22 protein-coding genes and 1 tRNA gene are annotated in these 21,046 nt (G+C 33.3%); 8 read left to right on the forward strand and 15 right to left on the reverse strand.

Going from position 1 to position 21,046, the window contains the following annotated elements; all coding sequences use genetic code 11:
• Positions 1-354: 354 nt before the first annotated feature.
• The 15 genes from CKV65_RS01605 to nadE form a co-directional block, all read right to left on the reverse strand.
• Positions 355-1,308: an Rpn family recombination-promoting nuclease/putative transposase gene (locus CKV65_RS01605; RefSeq protein ID WP_027890647.1), complete on the reverse strand. Its 954-nt coding sequence runs from the start codon at positions 1,306-1,308 to the stop codon at positions 355-357.
• 35 nt (positions 1,309-1,343) lie between these two features.
• A complete protein-coding gene (locus CKV65_RS10980; RefSeq protein ID WP_269457066.1) occupies positions 1,344-1,469 on the reverse strand; it encodes a hypothetical protein in 126 nt (41 codons plus the stop codon).
• Between the two features lie 193 nt (positions 1,470-1,662).
• A protein-coding gene (locus CKV65_RS01610) for an IS3 family transposase (protein WP_423250141.1) occupies positions 1,663-3,023 on the reverse strand; the annotation gives its coding sequence in 2 pieces (ribosomal slippage) (positions 1,663-2,520 and positions 2,523-3,023; 1,359 coding nt in all).
• A 264-nt stretch (positions 3,024-3,287) separates the two neighbouring features.
• A tRNA-Ser gene (locus CKV65_RS01620) sits at positions 3,288-3,376 on the reverse strand.
• A 69-nt stretch (positions 3,377-3,445) separates the two neighbouring features.
• Positions 3,446-4,159: an ATP-binding cassette domain-containing protein gene (locus CKV65_RS01625; protein ID WP_027889162.1), complete on the reverse strand. Its 714-nt coding sequence runs from the start codon at positions 4,157-4,159 to the stop codon at positions 3,446-3,448.
• Positions 4,160-4,519: 360 nt separating this feature from the next.
• The gene (locus CKV65_RS01630; protein ID WP_027889163.1) at positions 4,520-5,017 is read right to left on the reverse strand and encodes a cob(I)yrinic acid a,c-diamide adenosyltransferase; all 498 of its coding nucleotides are present in this window, start codon (positions 5,015-5,017) and stop codon (positions 4,520-4,522) included.
• A gap of 15 nt (positions 5,018-5,032) precedes the next feature.
• Entirely contained in the window at positions 5,033-5,491 is a 459-nt protein-coding gene (ndk, locus tag CKV65_RS01635) for a nucleoside-diphosphate kinase (RefSeq protein WP_027889164.1), read from the reverse strand.
• Positions 5,492-5,506: 15 nt separating this feature from the next.
• Positions 5,507-6,025: a gamma carbonic anhydrase family protein gene (locus tag CKV65_RS01640; protein ID WP_036254206.1), complete on the reverse strand. Its 519-nt coding sequence runs from the start codon at positions 6,023-6,025 to the stop codon at positions 5,507-5,509.
• A 26-nt stretch (positions 6,026-6,051) separates the two neighbouring features.
• On the reverse strand, positions 6,052-6,432 hold the full coding sequence (locus CKV65_RS01645; protein WP_027889166.1) for a universal stress protein: 381 nt from the start codon (positions 6,430-6,432) through the stop codon (positions 6,052-6,054).
• Positions 6,433-6,594: 162 nt separating this feature from the next.
• Positions 6,595-7,278, reverse strand: a complete 684-nt coding sequence (locus CKV65_RS11010) for a TIGR03936 family radical SAM-associated protein (protein WP_027889167.1) — start codon at positions 7,276-7,278, stop codon at positions 6,595-6,597.
• Between the two features lie 18 nt (positions 7,279-7,296).
• Positions 7,297-9,141 (reverse strand): TIGR03960 family B12-binding radical SAM protein, encoded by a 1,845-nt coding sequence (locus tag CKV65_RS01650; protein ID WP_027889168.1) that lies wholly within the window; start codon positions 9,139-9,141, stop codon positions 7,297-7,299.
• A 74-nt stretch (positions 9,142-9,215) separates the two neighbouring features.
• On the reverse strand, positions 9,216-9,695 hold the full coding sequence (locus tag CKV65_RS01655) for an ATP synthase subunit B family protein (protein WP_027889169.1): 480 nt from the start codon (positions 9,693-9,695) through the stop codon (positions 9,216-9,218).
• 38 nt (positions 9,696-9,733) lie between these two features.
• Positions 9,734-10,213 (reverse strand): pantetheine-phosphate adenylyltransferase, encoded by a 480-nt coding sequence (gene coaD / locus CKV65_RS01660; protein WP_027889170.1) that lies wholly within the window; start codon positions 10,211-10,213, stop codon positions 9,734-9,736.
• A gap of 3 nt (positions 10,214-10,216) precedes the next feature.
• Positions 10,217-10,792 carry a 16S rRNA (guanine(966)-N(2))-methyltransferase RsmD gene (gene rsmD / locus CKV65_RS01665; protein ID WP_027889171.1) on the reverse strand — a complete coding sequence of 192 codons (576 nt, stop codon included), beginning with the start codon at positions 10,790-10,792 and terminating at the stop codon, positions 10,217-10,219.
• The gene (nadE, locus tag CKV65_RS01670; protein ID WP_027889172.1) at positions 10,789-12,687 is read right to left on the reverse strand and encodes an NAD(+) synthase; all 1,899 of its coding nucleotides are present in this window, start codon (positions 12,685-12,687) and stop codon (positions 10,789-10,791) included. The genes rsmD and nadE overlap by 4 nt, the downstream gene beginning before the upstream one ends.
• Before the next feature lie 209 nt (positions 12,688-12,896).
• On the opposite strand from nadE, the gene rpmB reads away from it, so the two are divergent.
• The 8 genes from rpmB to CKV65_RS01710 all read left to right on the forward strand — a co-directional run bounded on the left by rpmB (position 12,897) and on the right by CKV65_RS01710 (position 20,985).
• Positions 12,897-13,085, forward strand: coding sequence for a 50S ribosomal protein L28 (rpmB, locus tag CKV65_RS01675; protein ID WP_027889173.1), 189 nt, complete (start codon positions 12,897-12,899; stop codon positions 13,083-13,085).
• A gap of 133 nt (positions 13,086-13,218) precedes the next feature.
• The gene (locus CKV65_RS01680) at positions 13,219-14,472 is read left to right on the forward strand and encodes a methionine gamma-lyase family protein (protein ID WP_027889174.1); all 1,254 of its coding nucleotides are present in this window, start codon (positions 13,219-13,221) and stop codon (positions 14,470-14,472) included.
• A 311-nt stretch (positions 14,473-14,783) separates the two neighbouring features.
• Complete coding sequence (locus tag CKV65_RS01685; RefSeq protein ID WP_051177530.1) at positions 14,784-15,731, forward strand: YitT family protein; 948 nt, start codon at positions 14,784-14,786, stop codon at positions 15,729-15,731.
• 49 nt (positions 15,732-15,780) lie between these two features.
• Positions 15,781-16,560, forward strand: a complete 780-nt coding sequence (gene speD, locus CKV65_RS01690; RefSeq protein ID WP_027889176.1) for an adenosylmethionine decarboxylase — start codon at positions 15,781-15,783, stop codon at positions 16,558-16,560.
• A gap of 50 nt (positions 16,561-16,610) precedes the next feature.
• Positions 16,611-18,038 (forward strand): aminotransferase class I/II-fold pyridoxal phosphate-dependent enzyme, encoded by a 1,428-nt coding sequence (locus CKV65_RS01695; protein WP_197695397.1) that lies wholly within the window; start codon positions 16,611-16,613, stop codon positions 18,036-18,038.
• 7 nt (positions 18,039-18,045) lie between these two features.
• Positions 18,046-18,906 (forward strand): polyamine aminopropyltransferase, encoded by an 861-nt coding sequence (gene speE / locus CKV65_RS01700; RefSeq protein WP_027889178.1) that lies wholly within the window; start codon positions 18,046-18,048, stop codon positions 18,904-18,906.
• Positions 18,887-19,756 (forward strand): agmatinase, encoded by an 870-nt coding sequence (gene speB, locus CKV65_RS01705; RefSeq protein ID WP_036254210.1) that lies wholly within the window; start codon positions 18,887-18,889, stop codon positions 19,754-19,756. The genes speE and speB overlap by 20 nt, the downstream gene beginning before the upstream one ends.
• Before the next feature lie 29 nt (positions 19,757-19,785).
• Positions 19,786-20,985 (forward strand): saccharopine dehydrogenase family protein, encoded by a 1,200-nt coding sequence (locus CKV65_RS01710; protein ID WP_027889180.1) that lies wholly within the window; start codon positions 19,786-19,788, stop codon positions 20,983-20,985.
• The last annotated feature ends 61 nt before the right edge of the window (positions 20,986-21,046 follow it).

A 21,046-nucleotide genomic window follows, 5' to 3' on the forward strand; every position in this document is an offset into this window, starting at 1 on the left:
ATATTTTTTCCATAGCTTTGCATGGTTATTATAACATAAAATCTATTATAAAAATATCAAGTTTAATAAATCGATTTTTTGAAAAAAACGGTATCAGAATTTATCTGATATCACTAATGTTTGTCGCCGAATAGGTATGATAAAACCCATAGTTTAATAGGAAGTTGTTAAAATTTCTTAAAGAAAAGGAAAGAACCTCCGTATTACAATATAAGTGGTCTGGCAACCATATAAAGTATAGGAGGTTCGTGTTAATGAATGACATAAAAAGTTTATCACATAATGAGTGGAGATGTAAATATCATATTGTTTTTACACTAAAATATCGCAGATGAATTATTTATATTATTAAATTTAAATATTTAATTTAGTTTTTAACTGTTCTACTTCATTAATACTTAATTTAACACCTTTGGCTACAGTTTTAACATCTATACCTAATTTTAAAAAGTTAATAGCGTTTTTAATTTTTTCTTCTTGTCTTCCTTGCTGTAAACCCTGTTGTAAGCCCTTTTGTAAGCCCTTTTGCAAGCCCTTTTGCAAGCCCTTTTGCAAGCCCTGCTGTAATCCCTGTTGTAAGCCTTGCTGTAATCCTTCTTCTTTAAATGCACTCATATATGAATAATAGTCTCTTATTGCTTTTTCTCTTTGTTCATACGCTCTACGTTCTATTTTATTCTGTAAAAATGTATCTTCAAATTCTACTGCTTCTTTAATTGCTGGAGTTGTCATCGCTATTTCCTCCAATTCTTCTTTACTATATTTTCCTGAAAAATAAGCAATCCATGCTTCAGATGTTCTTATTTTTCTCATATCCTTTAAAGTAAATTTTGGCAATTCTAGAAAATGTATCTCTATATGGTCCGTAAGTTTTTTATGAGATTTAACATTTAATAGATTATAGATATTATGCCAGTCTTGCTCATCTTCTAAATAATCAAATGCTAATAGATTTATAGCTATAGCTTTCTTTAACTTTTTATATTCAGCACCTTTTTCTAATTGCTCTGAATACATCTTTGACCAATAATATAATGAACGTTCAGCCATTAATTTAAATGGACAAACTTGCACTTCAATATCTACTTGTGTGCCATCATTCAAATCCGCTCTAATATCTAATTTAGATAATTTACCATCTAATGTTAATGGTTCATTATCTTTATCTAAAAAAGTTATGTCTGTAAAACAATTTTCATCATTTTTATTTAAAATCCCATTTAAAAAGCTAAGTGTTAAATTCTTTCTTTTTTTATCTCCTAGAAGCTTTTTGAAGTATAAGTCATTCAATCTATTAAAATTTTCCATGATACTCACTCCTTACTTTATATTATATCAAAACTTTAAAATGGATACATAGAACTAAATCGATGTATATTTATATAGAAATCTTCATCATCATTTACTTTATATGCTTTAGCGATTTTCTTTATAATGAGTTTTATTATATCTTTTGAGGATAATTTCACTTTAGGAAATTTTTTACTGATGAAATCTACAACTTGATTATCATTTACAAAAACATCTAGTTTATATTTGGGATAGAAATATGGATATTACAAGCATCTTCTTCGATTATCTTATAGATGAGTTTTATGAATTTTTAATGATATGAAAAAGTACTGCTTATATGATATGCACCCAAAATATTGGACATATTAATTAAGCTATTAATTGAGACTTAGTTCTGTATTCTACGGGACTAAGTCCTTTTAGTTTTATCTTTATTCGTTTTGTATTATAATATTTTATATAAGATTTTAACTCTTTTATAAAATCTTCAACGGATTTAAATTTTTTTAAATAGAACAATTCGCTTTTTAGCAAACCAAAGAAATTTTCTATTACGGCATTATCTAAGCAATTTCCTTTTCGGCTCATGCTTTGGATAATGCCTTTTTCTTTTAATAACTCCTGATATCTTCTATTCTGATACTGCCATCCTTGGTCTGAATGTAGAATTATTCCTTTTGTTTCTTTTATCTTTCTTGTTGCATCTTTTACCATATCTAATACTTGCTTTAGTATTGGTCTTTTCGATATTTTATAACTTATTATTTCTCCGTTATATAAATCTATTATTGGTGATAAGTATATTTTTTCATTACATAATGCAAATTCTGTTACATCTGTTGCCCATTTTTCGTTTGGTTTTGATGCTTTGAAATTTCTATTTAATATATTTTTAGCTATTTTCCCTTCTTGCCCTCTATATGATTTATATTTCTTTGCTCTTACTTTGCATGTTAAATTTTCTTCTTTCATCAATCTCATAACTACTTTATGGTTGACTTTTATTCCTTGTTTATGCAGCTGCAAAGTTACTCTTCTATATCCATATCTTCCATGATTTTTATTACAAATATTATGAATTAATGTTTTTAATCCTTTATATTTGTCTTCTTTTGATAATTTTTTTAATGCATCATAATATGTGCTTTTAGCTAATTTTGTATAGTTTAATAGGGCTTTTAGAGTATATTTTTTCCTTAATTTAGCAATTACTAAAACTAGTGTTTTCCTTCCTTTTCCCATTGCTTCATTAAGGCATGCCACTTTTTTAATAGGTCATTTTCCATCCTTAATTGATAAACTTCTTGTTCTAATTGTTCAACATAAGAAAGTTCTTTTTTAGGTTTGTTAACTTTGTTTTTAGATTTAGATTTTTTCATAGATGGTCTACCTCGTTTCTTAGAAACTAAGCCAGAAAATCCATAAGAACTATACAATTTTTCCCATGTAGAAATTGTACCAGTATTAGGAATGGAAAATTTGGCTGCTGTTTGATTTAATGATAAATGATGTAGCCATTTATATTCAATAACTTTTTGCTTAAAGATAGGAGTATATTTACGATTTTTATGAAGAAGTTGTGAGATGCCACCATTTTCATAATGAAATATCCATCTACGAAGAGAAGCTGTGTTTGGCATGTTTAGAATTTTAGCTACATGAGAAATAGAATCTCCTTTTAAAACCATTTTAATTGCTTTAACTTTAAATTCATTTGAGTATTTAGTCATAAAAAAACTGCACCTCCAAAAGTTGTTTTTTTGTCCAACTTTTGGGGTGCAGTTCAAAGTGGAGCTATTAAAAGCTTTAAAATTAATCGTATAAGTGTTGATGAGTATAAAAAAAAAACAAGCTCAAATAAGTTAAAGATATTTTCAAATACAAATTTTATTTATATTAATAGCATATTTTTCTATGAAAATTTTTGTTATTGCCTGCCCTAAAAACAAAAAAGCGATATCAGATTTTCTCTGATATCGCTAATATATGCAAAATGGCGGAGTGAGAGAGATTCGAACTCTCGCACGGTTACCCGTCTAACGATTTAGCAAACCGTCCTCTTCAGCCTCTTGAGTATCACTCCATTAACTTGCTTAATTATTATACAATAAGTTATATAATATTGCAAGTATTGGTACGATAAAATTTGATATTAATTTTTATTTGTTAATGTTGATATTAGTTTTACTAAGGAATAGTTGCTATTTTTTATTTTATCAATTACATTGTGTAAATTATCGACTAATAGTATTTTTCCTTTATCCATGAAAACAACTTTTTTACATTGTTCAATATTATCTAAGTGAGATGTTGTTACAATTACTGTTATTTTGTGTTGATTAATTTGTTTTAATAAAAGCCATAACTCATCTTCAAATGTTTTATTTAAATTTAAATCATTAGGAAATTCGACTAATAAAGTCAAAGGCTTATATACTAAAATTACGGCTAAAGATAATTTTAGCTTTTGTTCAATAGGTAAATCACCAGCTAAAAGATTTTTTACATTATCGAGTTTTGTGAAATTTAAAATTTTATTAGTAATAAAAGTAGCTTGTTCGTCAGAAATTTCATGTTTTTTAGCAGATAAAAGAATGTTTTTTTCAACTGTAAGATTTTTGTACCAATTGATATCTTTTGATAAATAACCTATATGCATGAATTGTTTATATGGTAATTTATGGTCAATTAGTACATATCCGTAATCAGGTTTAACAAATCCTGCGATAATTTTCATTAAAGCAGTTTTTCCTGCTCCCTTAAAACCAACAATTTCAACGAAATCACCATCGTGTATGACTAAATTGCAATTATTTAATATTTTTAATTGCCCAGAAGATTTATTAATGTTATTTACTTCAATCATAAGAATCATCTCCTCACACTATATACGTAATATTTGGAGTAAAAATCCTTACTTAATTTTATCCAAAGTATTGTGAAATTCCTAGCTTTAATAATGGATATATAAGATATATACATTAAATTTACATAAGTATTTAAGAGTGGATAAACATTACAAGAAAAGGATATTTTGACTATTATTTATTAGGATACTCAGTTTTGGCATGGGAATTATTAAGCACTTTTAGACAAATATATTAATTGACAATTTTATTATCGCATATATATTTTTGTACTACAATCGACAAAGTAAAAAGAGCTGTTGAAACATATCTATAAGAAAAAGGAACAGATAAAGTGGAAATATCTGTTCCTTTAAATTCTATAAGTCATCTTCAATTCGCATTAATAGGAATGCTAAATCGGATAAACGATTTAAATAGACCTTTATATTAGGATTTATTTCTTCTTCATCTGCTAAAGATAAAACTTCTCGTTCGGCACGACGAACTGTTGTTCTGACTAAATCTAAAAATGCACCAGCTTTTGTTTTGCCTGGCATAATAAAAGCTTTTATTGGTGGCAATTTAGCTTCTGTTTCATTGATTACAGCTTCAATTTCATCAATAGTATCTTGGGTGATGTAATATTTATCTGTAATACTTGCTAAATCAGCCATTAATTTTAAATTAGTTTGTTCAAGTTGAAGCAGTAAATCCTGAATTTCTTTCTTTTCACTGAAGGCACGTGCTAAGCCAAGTGTTGAAGTTACTTCATCTACAGTTCCATAAGCTCTAACACGTAAGGAATTTTTGGCTACACGCTGACCTGTATATAAAGATGTTGTGCCTTTATCACCTGTTTTTGTACAAATTGACATAATTACTCCTTTTAATCAATCTCCATCAAATACGCTGAAATCGATATCATGATTTGGTTGATAAATTTCAGTTTCACTGAAGAATACATGAACTTCGCGTTCTGCACTTTCTGGACTATCAGAAGCATGAACGGAATTTACTGTTTTAGATAGTGCAAAATCTGCACGTATAGTGCCGGGTGCTGCTTTTTTAGGGTCAGTTTTACCATGAATTTCACGAACTCGTTCAATAACATTTTCGCCTTCAACTACTAAAGCGACAATTCTATCTGTAGCCATGAAATCGACTAAACGTTGGTAATAAGGTTTACCTACATGTTCAGCATAGTGTTTTGAAGCTATGCAATCATCCATTTCTAACATGCGCATAGCGACAATATCAAATTTTTCACGTTCATAACGGTCAATAATATTACCAATATGATAATTAACTACTGCATCAGGTTTTATCAATACCAACGTTCTTTGTCTCATAATAAACACTCCTATTTATTTTTCATTTTCTTCATTTTTGTAGTTCTGTGCTAAAAGATTATAGTGAATAGCAGATTCATGTAAAGCATCAATTTCATCTTCTCTTAATGCTCTGATTACTTTAGCAGGTGTGCCATAAATCATGGAATTGTTTGGCAATTTTTTGTGTTCTGTAATGAGTGTACCAGCACCAACTACACTATTATGACCAACTTCACCATAGCCGAGCAAGATAGCTCCCATGCCGATGAGTGTATTATCACCGACTTTGCTACAATGAATTACAGCGTTATGACCAATCGTAACATAGCTACCAATATGAATTGGAGCATCAGACATTACATGAACTGTGACATTATCCTGAATATTTGTATAATCACCAACTATGATTGGCTGTAAGTCGCCACGAAGGACAGCTCCAGGCCAAACAGTACTGTGTTCACCGATAGTAACATCACCGATAATTACAGCGCTAGGATGAACAAGTGCTGTTTTTGCTATTTTTGGTGTATGTGATTTATAAGTGTAAATCATTAAAATTCCTCCGGTTTATAGTAGTTTTATTTTACAACCATAACAGGTATAGGAGAATCTTCAATAACTTTTTGACTTACACTACCGATTAATGCACCTTTGAAAATACCAAGACCACGGCTACCCATTATGATGATATCAGAATTAGTTTCTTGTGCAACTCTGATAATTGCTTTTGGTCTTGAGCCTGTTTCTACATGTTTTGTTGCAGAAACACCTGCTGGTAATTTTTCCCAAATACGGTCAAAAACGATTTCACTAGGGATATGTTCATTAATATGGCTAGCAACATATACGAATTCTAATGAAGCTTTTGCTTTTTCAGCCATATCTATTGCGCGGTCAACAGCTTTGCATGCATTGTCAGAACCATCTACTGGAACCAAAATTTTATTTATTTTACCCATGATAAAATCCTCCTTATAATAAAACGTAGAGTATAAATTCTATTTGTTATATTATTATTTTTCGCTATATCTTTAAAAATCCCTTTTTTTCTGATTATAAAATAAAAAAATAGTTCGTCTTTCTATAAAAAAATGAAAAACGAACTATTAGATGTTAATTTATTAATCGTTATCTATCAAGGATTTACCTTTGCTGTATAAGCCTGTACGACAAATTAAAGCTTGCTCTATTGGTAGATTTGCTGTAAATTTATCGTTTAATACTTCCAAAATTTCATTTGGTTTTGCGGTTCCTGTAGATGTGATTTTTATATTCATGTTTAATTTTAAATTGTTTTTTTCTGTAGAGAATGTGATTTTTTTCGGCAAATATTGTTTTATCTCAATTTCTTTGCGTTTTTTTGGTGTTTCACGAACGATGACGATTTCTGACATTTTATTGAATTCATCTAAAGTGTTTTGCAATTTGGAAGCATCATCATAAATTGGTAAAGTTATTTCATAAGAAGCTTCATCGACAATAGACATCAAAGCTTTAGAGCGTAAATCAATTTGTTTTACCTGTAAAAGCTTTACTCCTGGTGGCAATGCTTTGCGCAATTTATCAAATACTTCTGGCTGACACATATCCTTTTTTAATTCTAAATCCATGTATTCGCAAGTGCTAGTGATGCCAACAGATAAGGCAGAAGCAAATGCAATTTTCATATGAGGATTGAACCCTTCTGAATAAGCGGCTGGCAGATGAGCACGACAAATTGCTCTTTGCATCAGTGCTGCAAAATCGAGATGAGAAATATATCTTACTGGTTCTCCTTTTGTGATTTCTAAACGATATTTTATCATTTATACAACTGCCTTTCTTTATTTTATCGTATCCATATCTGTACCAAGTACTGGACAGATACCGCAACCATTACAATTATCATGGCGACAATCTTTTGTTAATTCGCCTTTTAATGCTTTTTCATATTCTCTTTGCAAGAATTTTTTGCTTACGCCTGGTGTAGTGTGTTCCCATGGTAATTTTTCTTCAAATTTATATTCACGCATATTGTAGAAATATGGGTCAATATCACATTTTTTGAAAGCATTCATCCAAACATCATATTTAAATTCTTCGCTCCAACCGTCAAATTTTGCGCCATCTTTCCATGCTTGATAGATGACTTTGCTGAGTCGTCTATCGCCACGGGAAATAACACCTTCTAATTCACTGGTAGTGGCTGTATGGTAGTTGAATTGAACAGCGCGGTCAGTGATATGTGATTTTAATAATTGTTGTTTGCGTTGGAATTCTTCAATTGTATTTTGTGGGAACCATTGGAATGGTGTAAATGGTTTTGGTACGAAGCAAGATACACTGACAGTTACTTTAATATCACGTCTTTTTGTGATATAGCGGTATAATTTAGCTACTTTTGAACCGAGTTCTGCAATGCCGATGATATCTTCATCTGTTTCAGTAGGAAGCCCCATCATGAAATACAGTTTAACTGTCTTCCAGCCATGGCGGAACGCTGCGCCTGTTGCTTCCATCAAGTTTTCTTCTGTAACGCCTTTGTTGATGACATCGCGCAATCTCTGTGTACCAGCTTCAGGAGCAAATGTCAAACCGCTTTTGCGTACTTGTTGGAGTTTATGCGCAAGGTCAATGGAGAAACTGTCTATGCGCAATGATGGCAAGGAGAAGGATACTTTTTCATCTTTGTAGTCTTCTAATAAATCATCGACTAATTCATTTAAACAACTGTAATCGGCAGAGCTTAAAGAAGTCAAAGACATTTCATTATAACCTGTGTTATCGAGCATTTCTTTAGCTATAGTGCGCAATCTATCAGCTGTGCGTTCACGTACAGGGCGATAAGATATGCCAGCTTGGCAGAAACGACAACCGCGTGTACAGCCACGGAATAATTCGAGCATTATGCGGTCATGTACGATTTCAATGTATGGAAGTACAGGTTTTTTTGTAGCAAAGGAATTGCGGAAATCTTTGATAATGCGTTTGTAGATTACAGGTTTTGCTTCATCTACAAGTGGCGTTATATCTTTAAATGTATTGTCTTCATTGTAGTGAACTTCATATAAAGAAGGAACGTATATACCATCAAGTTTCGCCACTTCACGTAAAAAGCCTTTTCTGCCACCTTTTTTGCCGTTATCTTTCCATTTTACGAAAGTATCTACAACTTCATTTAATACTTCTTCACCTTCACCGATGATGAAGAAATCAAAGAAATCGGCAACTGGTTCAACATTATAAACGCATGGGCCACCGCCAACTATAAATGGTTCATCATCTGTGCGGTCTTTTTGCCAAGCAGGAATACCAGCTAAATCAAGCATATTGAGCACATTTGTATAAATCATTTCGTACTGCAAGGAAAATCCGACAAAATCAAATTCTTTGAGCGGAGTAAAAGATTCTAATGTATAAAGTGGTATATTATTTTCACGCATTTTGCTTTCCATATCAAGCCATGGAGCATAGACGCGTTCTGCTGCTGTGTCTTCGCGTTCATTTAATACTTCATATAAGATTTTTAGTCCGAGATTGGACATACCAACTTCATAAACATCAGGCATAGAAAGAGCAAATAAGCATTTCATTTGAGCATGATTTTTATGAATAGCATTTAGTTCCCCGCCAGTATAACGAGCAGGTTTAGTTACCGATTGTAAAATAGACGGCTTTATATTAATCAATTACAACGTCCTTTCTTCATGAAAAAAGCTGCTGCTTAGACAAATCCAAGACAGTAGCTTTTTATACATATAAATTATTCTTTTTCTTCCGATTTATCTTCTGGTTTTGTTTCAATATTCTTTAGCCCTTCTTTGGCAGCTTGAATATTGTTCATTACATTTTGTACATATATGCCCATATGGTCAAAAACTTGCTGAGCATATTCAATAGAATCATTGCGCATAGCCTCAGATTGAGCATATGTTTTATTTAAAATATCTTTAGCTTTAGATTGAGCGGCTAAAGTTATTTCATCTTCAGAAGCTTTTTTCTGTGCATATGCTTTAGCTTGTTCAATGATGTTTTTAGCTTCTGCGCGTGCATCTTCGATGATTTTATCTCGATTTTGCGTGATTTCTTCTGCTTCTTTTAGAGCAGAAGGCCATTCTTTACGAATGTCATCAATGAGGCGAACGAGCTTATCTTCTTCGATTAAGCATTTATTAGTGAATACTAATCGAGAAGAATTAGTTACTAAATCTTCTAGCTCATGAATTGATTTTATAATATCCATTATAATCCAACCTTTGAAATTTTATATTGTAAGAAAGATTATTTTTTTACTTTGGCATGGATAGCAGCTTCTACACATGGCGGTACGAGTGCTGAGATATCTCCGCCAAATTGTGCTAACTCACGTATTGCTGATGAAGATACATGATAATAACGATTATCTGTAGTTAAAAAGATATTTTCAATATCTGGAGCCATACTTTTAATCAGCATAGCACGTGGAAATTCATACAGAAAATCATTGGCATCACGTAATCCACGCACAATTACATGTGCATCTTTATCATGAGCATAATCAGCAAGTAATCCATCAAATGCATCTACAGTGATATTAGGTATTCCCTTTGTAGCTTCTTTTAAAAGTGCTACGCGTTCTTCAACTGTAAATAAAGGCTTTTTGTGAACATTGTTGAAAACGCCAACAATAACATTATCAAACATTTTTGTTGCACGTTTGAATATGTCGATATGTCCATTTGTAACAGGGTCAAAGCTGCCAGGACAAATTGCAGTTATCATATTTTATTCCTCACTTTTAACCATTTTAGTATTTTCATAAATACTTATTTGTGTTGTTGAACCGTATTTTTGACGACGCAACAATGAAAATTCTTCATATTTATCTGGTAAAATATCTTCAAGAGCGTGTTCCATAATAATTATACCATCATCACTTAATACAGGGTATTCATGCAAAATCTGCAAGCTTTTCATACATAATTCTTTGTGATATGGTGGGTCACAGAATATTATATCAAATTTCATCTTGTTTTGATGAAATTTTTTTATTGCCATGAAAATATCAGATTTTAAGATAGTAGCTTTATCATTTAATTTAGTATGAGCTGTATTGAATTTTATGATGGAAATACTTTCAAGTGCCATATCAACCATGGTGGCATGACTAGCACCTCGGCTGAGTGCCTCTAATGCTAGATTGCCTGTACCAGAAAACATATCTAAAACGTTTTTATCATAGACGAAAGCACCTAAAATATTAAAAAGCGATTCTTTTATTCTATCAGCCGTAGGACGCGTATTTTGTCCCTTTGGTGCTTTTAACTTTGCACCGCGGGCTGAACCTGTAATAATTCTCATGCAGTTTCACCTAAAAGTTTAGCTTTAAGCTGTTTATATGCTCTTGTATAATATGCGCCATTTTGAGATTCACGGTGGTCAAAACCGTAAGCTCTGCGACTTATGGCAAGAATTGGTGGAGCTTGAATGCGTTTTGCAATAGCCATACCAGTGAATAAATTCCACCAGCGTTCAAGGTCAGCGATGAATTCTTTAGCAGTTGAGAAGTATTTTGCCACTAAACCTTTTTCACAGCCGATATGTTCTTCAAGTGTATTTTCACTGTACCAAGTAAGAATATCTTCTGGTGTTACTTTTTGCCAGCTTTCGACAAAAGAACGGAATAAATAGTCATGGTATGGATATTTTATTGGGTCACCTTTGCCTGCGTCAACGTCTTGTTCAGCAGAAAGTTCAGCACTAGGTATGATATCGATAATTCCCTGTGGAATTACTTCGCGTTTATAAACTTCCTTATTTAAATAACGCGCTAAATCGTATACTTGATGTTTCCAAAGGTCAGCAAGTGCTGCTAAAAATCCTGATTGGTCGCCGTATAATGTAGAATAACCTACTGTTGTTTCAGCTTTATTAGCATTGCAAGTGAAGCCACCACCGATAGCTGCTGACATACCAGCAAGAATGCGAGCTGAGCGGTCACGTGCTTGAATATTTTCTTTAACGAAAGACGAAATAGTTAAGTGATTTACGTTTTGAGTTGTTAAATCGACTACATCTGTATGTTCAAATTGATTTACAGTAAAATCAACGACTTCTTGAATTGGCACGATAGCGTATTGACAGCCGAGGTTATGCGCTAATTGGCTGGATAAACCTTTTGTCGTTTCAGAATTGAATTTACTAGGCATATTGATTAAAGTTACATTATCTTTACCTATAATATTTACATATAAAGCAGAAGCTACAGCTGAGTCGATACCGCCTGATATACCGATGACGACTTTTTTCATATGAATATCTTTTAAGAATTTTTTAATACCGTAGCTGAGTGCTTGGTAAATATTAGAAATATCATCATTTTGTGGAATAGGAAGCGGAGTATAATCTTCATTGCTGTTTAAATTTATATAATTATTTTTTCCGCTATAAGCTGGGCAACAAGCGATGATATTACCATTTTTATCGTATACAGTGCTAGAACCATCAAAAGTATATATGGTTTTACCATTGTTTTGAATACCAATATTGTTGACATAGATAAGTGGGACTTGATTGTCTTTTGCTTGTTTAGAAAATACGCGATGACGCTTATTATTTTTGCCAAAAGTATAAGGAGATGCTGAAATATTGATGAGCATATCCAATTTATAATTTTTGCACAAAATATCTATTGGTGAAAAATTATAATCATCACTCCAACCATCTTCACATAATATACAACCTAAATTTAATTCTTGTCCTTTGATATTTACCTTCATTGGTGATAATAAATCATCTACAGAAGTATCAAGTTCATCAGCTAAACTTTGTAAACTATAAAAATAACGACTATCATCAAATTCGCGATAATTTGGGAAAAGCGTTTTTATAGCAAAAGGATATGGTGATTTTTCTGGTTGAATTAATTTACCTTGGTAAGCTGCATATAAAGCATTGTACTTACGTACACGTCCGTCCGTATTTTTTTTCTGCCAATCAACAGCAATATTACCAAAAATAATGCAGATATCATTTGATTGTGCGATGATATCTTCGCCGTAGGATAAACAATCTTTTAAATAGGAAGTTTGTTCCCATGTATCACCGAGCAAATAGCCAGGAATGACCATTTCTGGGAATATGATGATATCAGCATTATTTGCTTTAGCTTCATTTATAGCCTGAAGCATTTTAGAAAAATTGAGGTCAGGATGACCTGGTTCAACTTCAATTTGGCTGAAACAGATTTTTAACATATAATGACCGCCTTTATGCAAATTAATTTTCTTTGTAAATATTTATGGTATAACAATATCACGAATTACCTTTATTTACAAGTAATCATACAAACAAATAAATAAAATGCTTGCAATATAAAATATTTATGTGATATAATGTTAACACTGTGTTTTTGAAAATAACCTAGTAATTTTTCTATCTTCCAGTAATTAAGGAGGTGTGCTCGATGGCAAATGTTTGCGAAATCTGCGCTAAAGGCGAAAGAGCAGGTATGAATGTAAGCCATTCTCATTTAAAAACAAAACGCACTTGGAAACCAAACATTCAGCGCGTACGTGCTGTTGTTAACGGTGAAGTTAAACGTGTTAATGTTTGCACTAGCTGCATGCGTTCTGGTAAAATCCAACGTGCTTAATGGTCTACGGACATTATAAAAGATAAGCTGCTTATGAATAAGTGGCTTATTTTTTTTATTGTCATGCTAATGATTGTTTAATGATATAATTATTTAAATAAATTTTCATCTAAAACTTTAGGAGGTTACTTCATTGGCTTTTTCTAAAAAAATCATTGAATTAAAACAGCAGGCACTTGCAAAATGCAAAGATTATTTTGCTCGTCCTGATGAAATTGCAGAAATAAATACATTGAAAATTCTCGATGCTATGCGCAAAGTAAAAGTATCCGAAGCTCATTTCAATACAACTTCTGGTTATGCTTATGATGATATCGGCAGAGGCAAATTAGAAGAATTATATGCTGAAGTATTTAAAGCAGAAGCTGCTTTAGTGCGCACTCAGTTCGTTTCTGGTACACACGCTTTGGCTACAGTTTTATTTGGTATCTTGCGCCCAGGTGATGAACTTATCTATATTACAGGTGCACCGTACGATACTATGCAGACTGTTATCGGTTATGCAACAGATAGCCCAGGCTCTTTAAAAGAATTTGGCATTTTGTATGATGAAGTTCCTCTTAATGCAGAAGGTAGAGTCGATTTTGAAGTAGCAAAGACAAAAATCACTGCTAAAACTAAAATGGTAGTAATTCAGCGTTCTTGCGGTTATATGATGCGTCCAACACTTAGCATTGATGAAATCGGCGAAATCTGTAAATTCGTTAAATCCATAAATCCAAACTGCATTTGCTATGTAGATAACTGTTATGGTGAATTTACAGATACAAGAGAACCAATTGAAGTCGGCGCAGATATCATGGCTGGTTCACTTATAAAAAATCCAGGTGGCGGACTTGCTCCAACTGGTGGATATATTGTTGGTAAAAAAGAATTAGTAGAACTTGCTTCTTATCGCATGACAGCTCCTGGCATGGGGGCAGAACTCGGTGCTTCCTTATCTAACAATCGCTTATTATTTCAAGGTTTATTCTTAGCACCGCACGTTGTAGCTCAAGCTGTTAAATCTGCTATATTTGCCGCTGCTTTATTCGATATGATGGGCTTTAAAACATTGCCAGCACCACAGACACCACGCAATGATATCATTCAAGCTATTGAATTGGGCTCTAAAGAAAAACTTGTTGCTTTCTGTCAAGGTATTCAAAAATATTCTCCAGTAGACTCCTTTGCAGCTCCAGAACCATGGGATATGCCGGGTTATGAAGACCAAGTCATCATGGCTGCTGGAACATTTGTACAAGGCGCTTCTATTGAACTTAGTGCTGATGGTCCTATCCGTGAACCGTACAATGTATATCTTCAAGGCGCACTTACCATGGAACATTCTCTAATCGCTATCATGGGTGCAGCTCAAGCTATTGAAGACTTAAATAATAAAGAATGATTATATAGATGAGATAACAAAAAAAGCGCGTTTTTTTACGCGCTTTTTTTGTGTGTATATATTATATTGGAGAGCTAAGGAAAAGCTTGTATTTAATATAACATAATTGATAATAATTTTCAATATCTATTTTATATTTTTTTTGATAATTTTTTTCAATTAAATTTATTAGCTGGATTAATTATGAATTTCTTGTTATTATCTAGTTAGGATGATATTAAATAGTACAATTAGATAATTAAATATGATACAATACTTCTTGCTTATCTTTCAAACGTAACAGAAAAATAATTTTACAGGAGGATTTTATTATGATTGGGCGGTATTTTAAGCTTTTTTTACGTTCTTTGATTGGTAAAACCAGTTATGTAATGGAGAGTCATTTTGGCCGCTATCTAAAAATTTTTATTGGTTCACTTATTGCTGGTTTGGGATATAGCACATTTATTATACCGGCGAAATTATTAGCAAGCGGTTTGAGTGGTATTGCTGTAATTGTTTATTACTTGCTTGATTTACCAATTGGTTTACAACTTATTATCTACAATATACCTATTGTGTATATTGCGTATAAAGTTTTTGGCAAATTATATGCAATAGATACGATTATTGGTACTGTCATGCTGTCTGTCGCTATTGATGCTACAAGTTTTATCGGCAGTTATAATCTTGTAGAAGACCCTATTTTAAATTCTGTATTTGGTGGCGTGTTGGTAGGTATTGGCTGTGGTATTGTATTTAGAGCTAATTCTAATGGCGGCGGTTTTGATGTACTCGGTGCTGTTATTAAGAAATATTATTCGCTCGATTTAGGTACAGTGGTATTTGGTTTTAACCTTATTATTATTTTAGTGGGTATTGTACTGTTTAATGTTTCTATCGGTCTATATACATTGATTAATATGTATATAGTGGGCGAAATTACTAATAAAGTAGTAGCTGGTTTTAATCGTAAAAAACTAGTGATAATTATGTCCCCATTTTCTGAGCTTATAGGCTGGACGATTATACAACATATTGGACGCGGCGTTACTTTCCTTCATGGTGAAGGAGCTTACAGCCATAAAAATCAGAAGGTAATTTTTGCAGTGGTGAGCTTGACACAAGTAAGTAGAGTTAAACTCATAGTCAATGCTTTAGACCCTACAGCTTTTATGATTATCACGGATACTTCAGAAGTTGCCGGTCGAGGTTTTACTATTAAAATGCCAACTCATCCTAATGAGGATATGAATACGCAGAAATTAAAAGGATTATAGGTTTGCCTTTGTTAACCTAAATTTGCAGTAGAAAAAGGATAGATATTGGGTGGCCGAAAAATTAAAATTATATGGGTTTAATAATCTTACAAAATCTTTAAGTTTTAATATTTATGATGTTTGTTATGCTAAGACTCCACGAGAACAACATGATTATATAAAATATATTGACCAGCAATACAATTCTGAACGATTGACAAAAATATTGACGAATGTAGCGGAAATGATAGGTGCTAGAGTGCTTAATGTTTCCAGCCAAGACTATGACCCGCAAGGTGCTAGTGTGACCATTTTATTAGCTGATGAAAATATGAGACCTTGCAAAAGTGATAGCGAAGAAAGGGCAGAAATAATCTTAGCTCATTTGGATAAGAGCCATATCACAGTGCACACTTATCCAGAATACCATCCTGAAACGAGTATTGCTACATTTAGAGTGGATATTGATGTTTCTACTTGTGGCGAGATTACACCGCTTAGCACGCTTGATTATTTGATAGGCAAATTTGATTCGGATATAATAACGATGGATTATCGCGTACGCGGTTTTACGCGTGATGTACGTGGTAGAAAATTGTTTATGGACCATAAAATAACATCTATTCAGGATTATATTATGCCGGATACGCTTTTGAAATATGATGCTGTAGATATAAATGTATATCAAGCGAATTTATTTCATACTAGAATGTTGATAAAAGAATTAGATTTAAGTAATTATCTGTTTAACACAGATATTTACGAAATTCCTCCAAAAACACGTTTGATTATAAATAATAGATTGCGCCAAGAAATGATAGAGATATTTAGTGGCAGCAATGTTTTTTAAATATAATATAAGGGCTGGTGATATTATTGGATAGACAAGCACAAAAACGTATGCCTGTATATGAGGCTTTGAAAAAATTTAAAAAGATGAGAATTGTTCCATTTGATGTTCCTGGACATAAAAGGGGACGAGGAAATAAAGCTTTATTAGATTTTTTGGGTGAAAAATGTTTATCCGTAGATGTAAACTCCATGAAACCATTGGATAATTTGTGTCATCCTGTATCAGTGATAAAGGAAGCGGAAGAGCTTGCTGCTGATGCGTTTGGCGCAGAACATGCTTTTTTTATGGTTGGCGGTACGACGTCAGCTGTACAAACAATGATTTTAACGGCCTGCAAACGTGGTGATAAAATTATTTTACCACGCAATGTGCATAGAAGTGCTATAAATGCTATGATACTTTGCGGAGCTGTGCCTATATATATAAATCCACAAATGGATAAACAGTTGGGAATTTCCCTCGGTATGTCCGTTGATGATGTAAAAAAAGCTATAAAAGAAAACCCTGATGCAAAAGCTGTCTTAGTGAATAATCCAACTTATTATGGAATTTGCTCCAATTTGTCGGAAATAATAAAAGTGGCACATGAGCATAATATGTTGGTTCTCGCTGATGAAGCACATGGCACACATTTTTATTTCAATCATCGTTTGCCACAGGCAGCAATTCATGCTGGTGCTGATATGGCGGCTGTAAGCATGCATAAATCAGGTGGTTCATTGACACAGAGTTCATTTTTATTGATTGGCAAAAATGTAAAAGCGGGCTATGTTCATCAGATAATAAACCTCACACAAACGACGAGTGGCTCATATTTGTTGATGTCGAGTCTTGATATTTCACGTTCTAATTTAGCTGTATACGGCAGTGAAATATTTGATTTTGTAATTGATTTAGTAGGTTATGCGCGCCATGAAATAAATAATATCGGCGATTATTACGCTTATGCTGATGAAAAGATAAATGGCGATAGCGTATATGATTTTGATATAACGAAACTTGCCATATACACACTGCCTATCGGTCTTGCTGGCATTGAAGTTTATGATATATTGCGCGATGAATACGATATTCAAGCAGAATTTGGCGACATCGGCAATTTGCTTGCATACGTATCAGTTGGTGATAGAGCAAAGGATATCGAACGCCTTGTAAGTGCGTTGGCTGAAATACGCCGCAATTATAAAAAAGACCATAAGGGAATGTTAGAGGCAGAATATATCAGTCCAAAAGTAATCTGTGCACCGCAAGATGCTTTTTACAGTGATAAAGAGTCCTTACCACTTGATGAAAGTTGCGGTAGAGTCTGCAGTGAATTTGTAATGTGTTATCCTCCAGGTATTCCAATTTTAGCACCGGGAGAATTAATAACACCGGAAATATTAGAGTATATTCATTATGCTAAAGATAAAGGCTGTTCTATGACTGGCCCTGAAGATATGGAAATTAAACGATTAAATGTTATTAAGGAGTGAAAGATAAATGGATTTATGGTTCAGCGAGTTTCATACACCGTATGTTAAATTCTCGATACAGATAGACAAACAGCTTTATAGTGAACAGACTGAATTTCAACGCATTGATATTTTAGAGTCCAAGGAATTTGGTCGAATGATGGTATTAGACGGCTATGTAATGCTGACAGAAAAAGATGAATTCATTTATCATGAAATGATTGTGCATGTGCCGATGGCTGTACACACTAATGCAAAACGCATTTTGATTATCGGTGGTGGCGATGGTGGTGCAGCACGTGAATTAATGCGTTATAAAAATGTAGAGTCTGTCGATTTAGTGGAAATAGATAAACGCGTTGTCGATATTTCTCGCGAATTTTTGCCAAAAACAGCATGCGGTTTTGATGATACGCGAATACATCTATTTTTTGAAGATGGACTTAAATTCATTCGCCATTGCGAAAATGAATACGATTTGATAATCGTAGACTCTACAGACCCATTCGGCCCTGGTGAAGGTTTATTTACAAAAGAATTTTATGGCAATTGTTATAAAGCTTTGAAAGAAGATGGCATCATGGTAAATCAGCATGAAAGCCCATTTTATGATGAAGATGCTTTTGCTATGCAAAGAGCTCATCAGCGCATTGTAAAATCTTTCCCTATAAGCAGAGTATATCAAGCTCACATTCCAACATATCCATCTGGTCATTGGCTATTTGGTTTTGCTTCTAAGAAGTATCACCCAACACTTGATTTTGATGCCAAAAAATGGAATGATTTAAAACTTAAAACACGATATTACAATGCTAATTTGCACAATGCTTCATTTGCTTTACCAAATTATGTAGAGGAGTTAATGGAAGATGTTGAAGAAAAACATTGAGACTTTTTTAGGCTGTGATAAGGAATTTGAAGAAGCTAAAATCGTTTTGTTCGGAGCACCTTTTGATTCCACTACTTCATACCGCCCTGGTACGCGCTTTGCCAGCCGTACTATGAGAGCTGAATCATATGGACTTGAAACGTATAGTCCTTATCTTGATTTAGATTTAGAGGATGCTGCTGTTTTTGATGGCGGAGATTTAGAACTTCCGTTCGGTAGCGTGGAAAATGCTTTAGAAGATATCGAAGAGTTCACACAAAAAATCATTGATTGCGATAAATTGCCGTTGATGATTGGCGGTGAACACCTTGTTACACTCGGTGCTGTTCGCGCTGTAGCTGCTAAATATCCTGATTTGCACATAGTTCATTTTGATGCTCATGCTGATTTGCGAGATGATTATCTCGGCGCTAAATTATCCCATGCTACAGTGCTTCATCGCGTTTGGAATATCGTTGGCGATAATAAAATTTTTCAGTTTGGCATTAGAAGTGGCGATAAATCAGAATTTGTCTGGGGCAAAGACCATGTGAAGACACAGCGTTTTAATTTTAATAATTTAAAAGAAACTGTGATGGCTTTAAAAGGAAAACCTGTTTATTTTACAGTTGACCTTGATGTGCTTGATGCAGCTGTATTCCCAGGTACAGGCACTCCAGAAGCTGGCGGTGTTTCCTTTGATGAACTTCGCTGTGCTATGAAACTTGTAGCTGAAAACTGCAATATCGTGGGCACAGACATGGTGGAACTTTCTCCGCCGTATGACCAAAGCGGTATATCTACAGCTACGGCTTTAAAATTACTGCGTGAATATTTATTGGCTTTAGATTATAATATAAATAACAAATAAAAATTATTATAAAAGGGGGAATTTGCCAAATGGGTAAAGCTCTAATTATTGGTTGTGGTGGCGTAGCAAGTGTTACTATCCATAAATGCTGTCAAAATAGTGATGTATTTGAAGAAATTTGTATTGCTAGCCGTACAAAAAGTAAATGTGATGCGTTAAAAGAAAAATTAAGTGGCGGTAAAACAAAAATTACAACAGCTCAAGTTGATGCTGATGATGTAAATCAGCTCATCAATCTCATCAATGAAGTAAAACCAGATGTAGTTATCAATCTTGCACTTCCTTATCAAGATTTGACAATTATGGATGCATGTCTTGCAACGAAAGTTCATTATCTTGATACTGCAAATTACGAACCACTTGATACTGCAAAATTTGAATATAAATGGCAATGGGCATATCGTGAACGTTTTGAAAAAGCTGGTATCACGGCTGTTCTTGGTTGCGGTTTTGACCCAGGTGTAACAGGTGTATTCTCCGCTTATGCTATGAAACATCAGTTTGATGAAATCAACTATATTGATATTCTCGATTGCAATGCTGGTGACCACGGTTATCCATTCGCTACAAACTTCAATCCAGAAATCAATATTCGCGAAGTTTCTGCAAATGGTAGCTATTGGGAAAATGGCAAATGGGTAGAAACAAAACCTATGGAAATAAAACGCGTGTACAATTTCCCTGAAGTTGGCGAAAAAGACATGTACTTGCTTCACCATGAAGAACTTGAATCCTTAGGTTTAAATATAAAAGGCATTAAACGTATTCGCTTCTTCATGACTTTTGGTCAATCTTATTTGACACATTTAAAATGTCTTGAAAATGTAGGCATGACTTCAATTGAACCTATTGATTTTGAAGGTCATAAAATTGTGCCACTTCAATTCTTAAAAGCTGTATTACCTGACCCAGCAAGTCTTGGTCCTCGTACTGTTGGTAAGACAAATATCGGTTGTATTTTCCAAGGCAAAAAAGATGGCAAAGATAAAGTATATTATTTATACAATGTTTGCGACCATCAAGAATGCTATAAAGAAGTTGGTTCACAAGCAGTTTCTTATACGACTGGCGTACCTGCAATGATTGGTGCAATGCTTATCATGAACGGTCAATGGAGAAAACCAGGCGTATATAATGTAGAAGAATTCGATCCAGATCCATTTATGGATGCACTTAATAAATGGGGACTTCCTTGGAAAGAAAGCTTTAACCCTGATTTAGTAGAATAATATATTTTTAATAAAAAGCAAAAAGTAGATTTTTAATTTACTTTTTGCCTTTTTTATTAAT

Source organism: Megamonas hypermegale (assembly GCF_900187035.1).
GTDB lineage: Bacteria > Bacillota > Negativicutes > Selenomonadales > Selenomonadaceae > Megamonas > Megamonas hypermegale.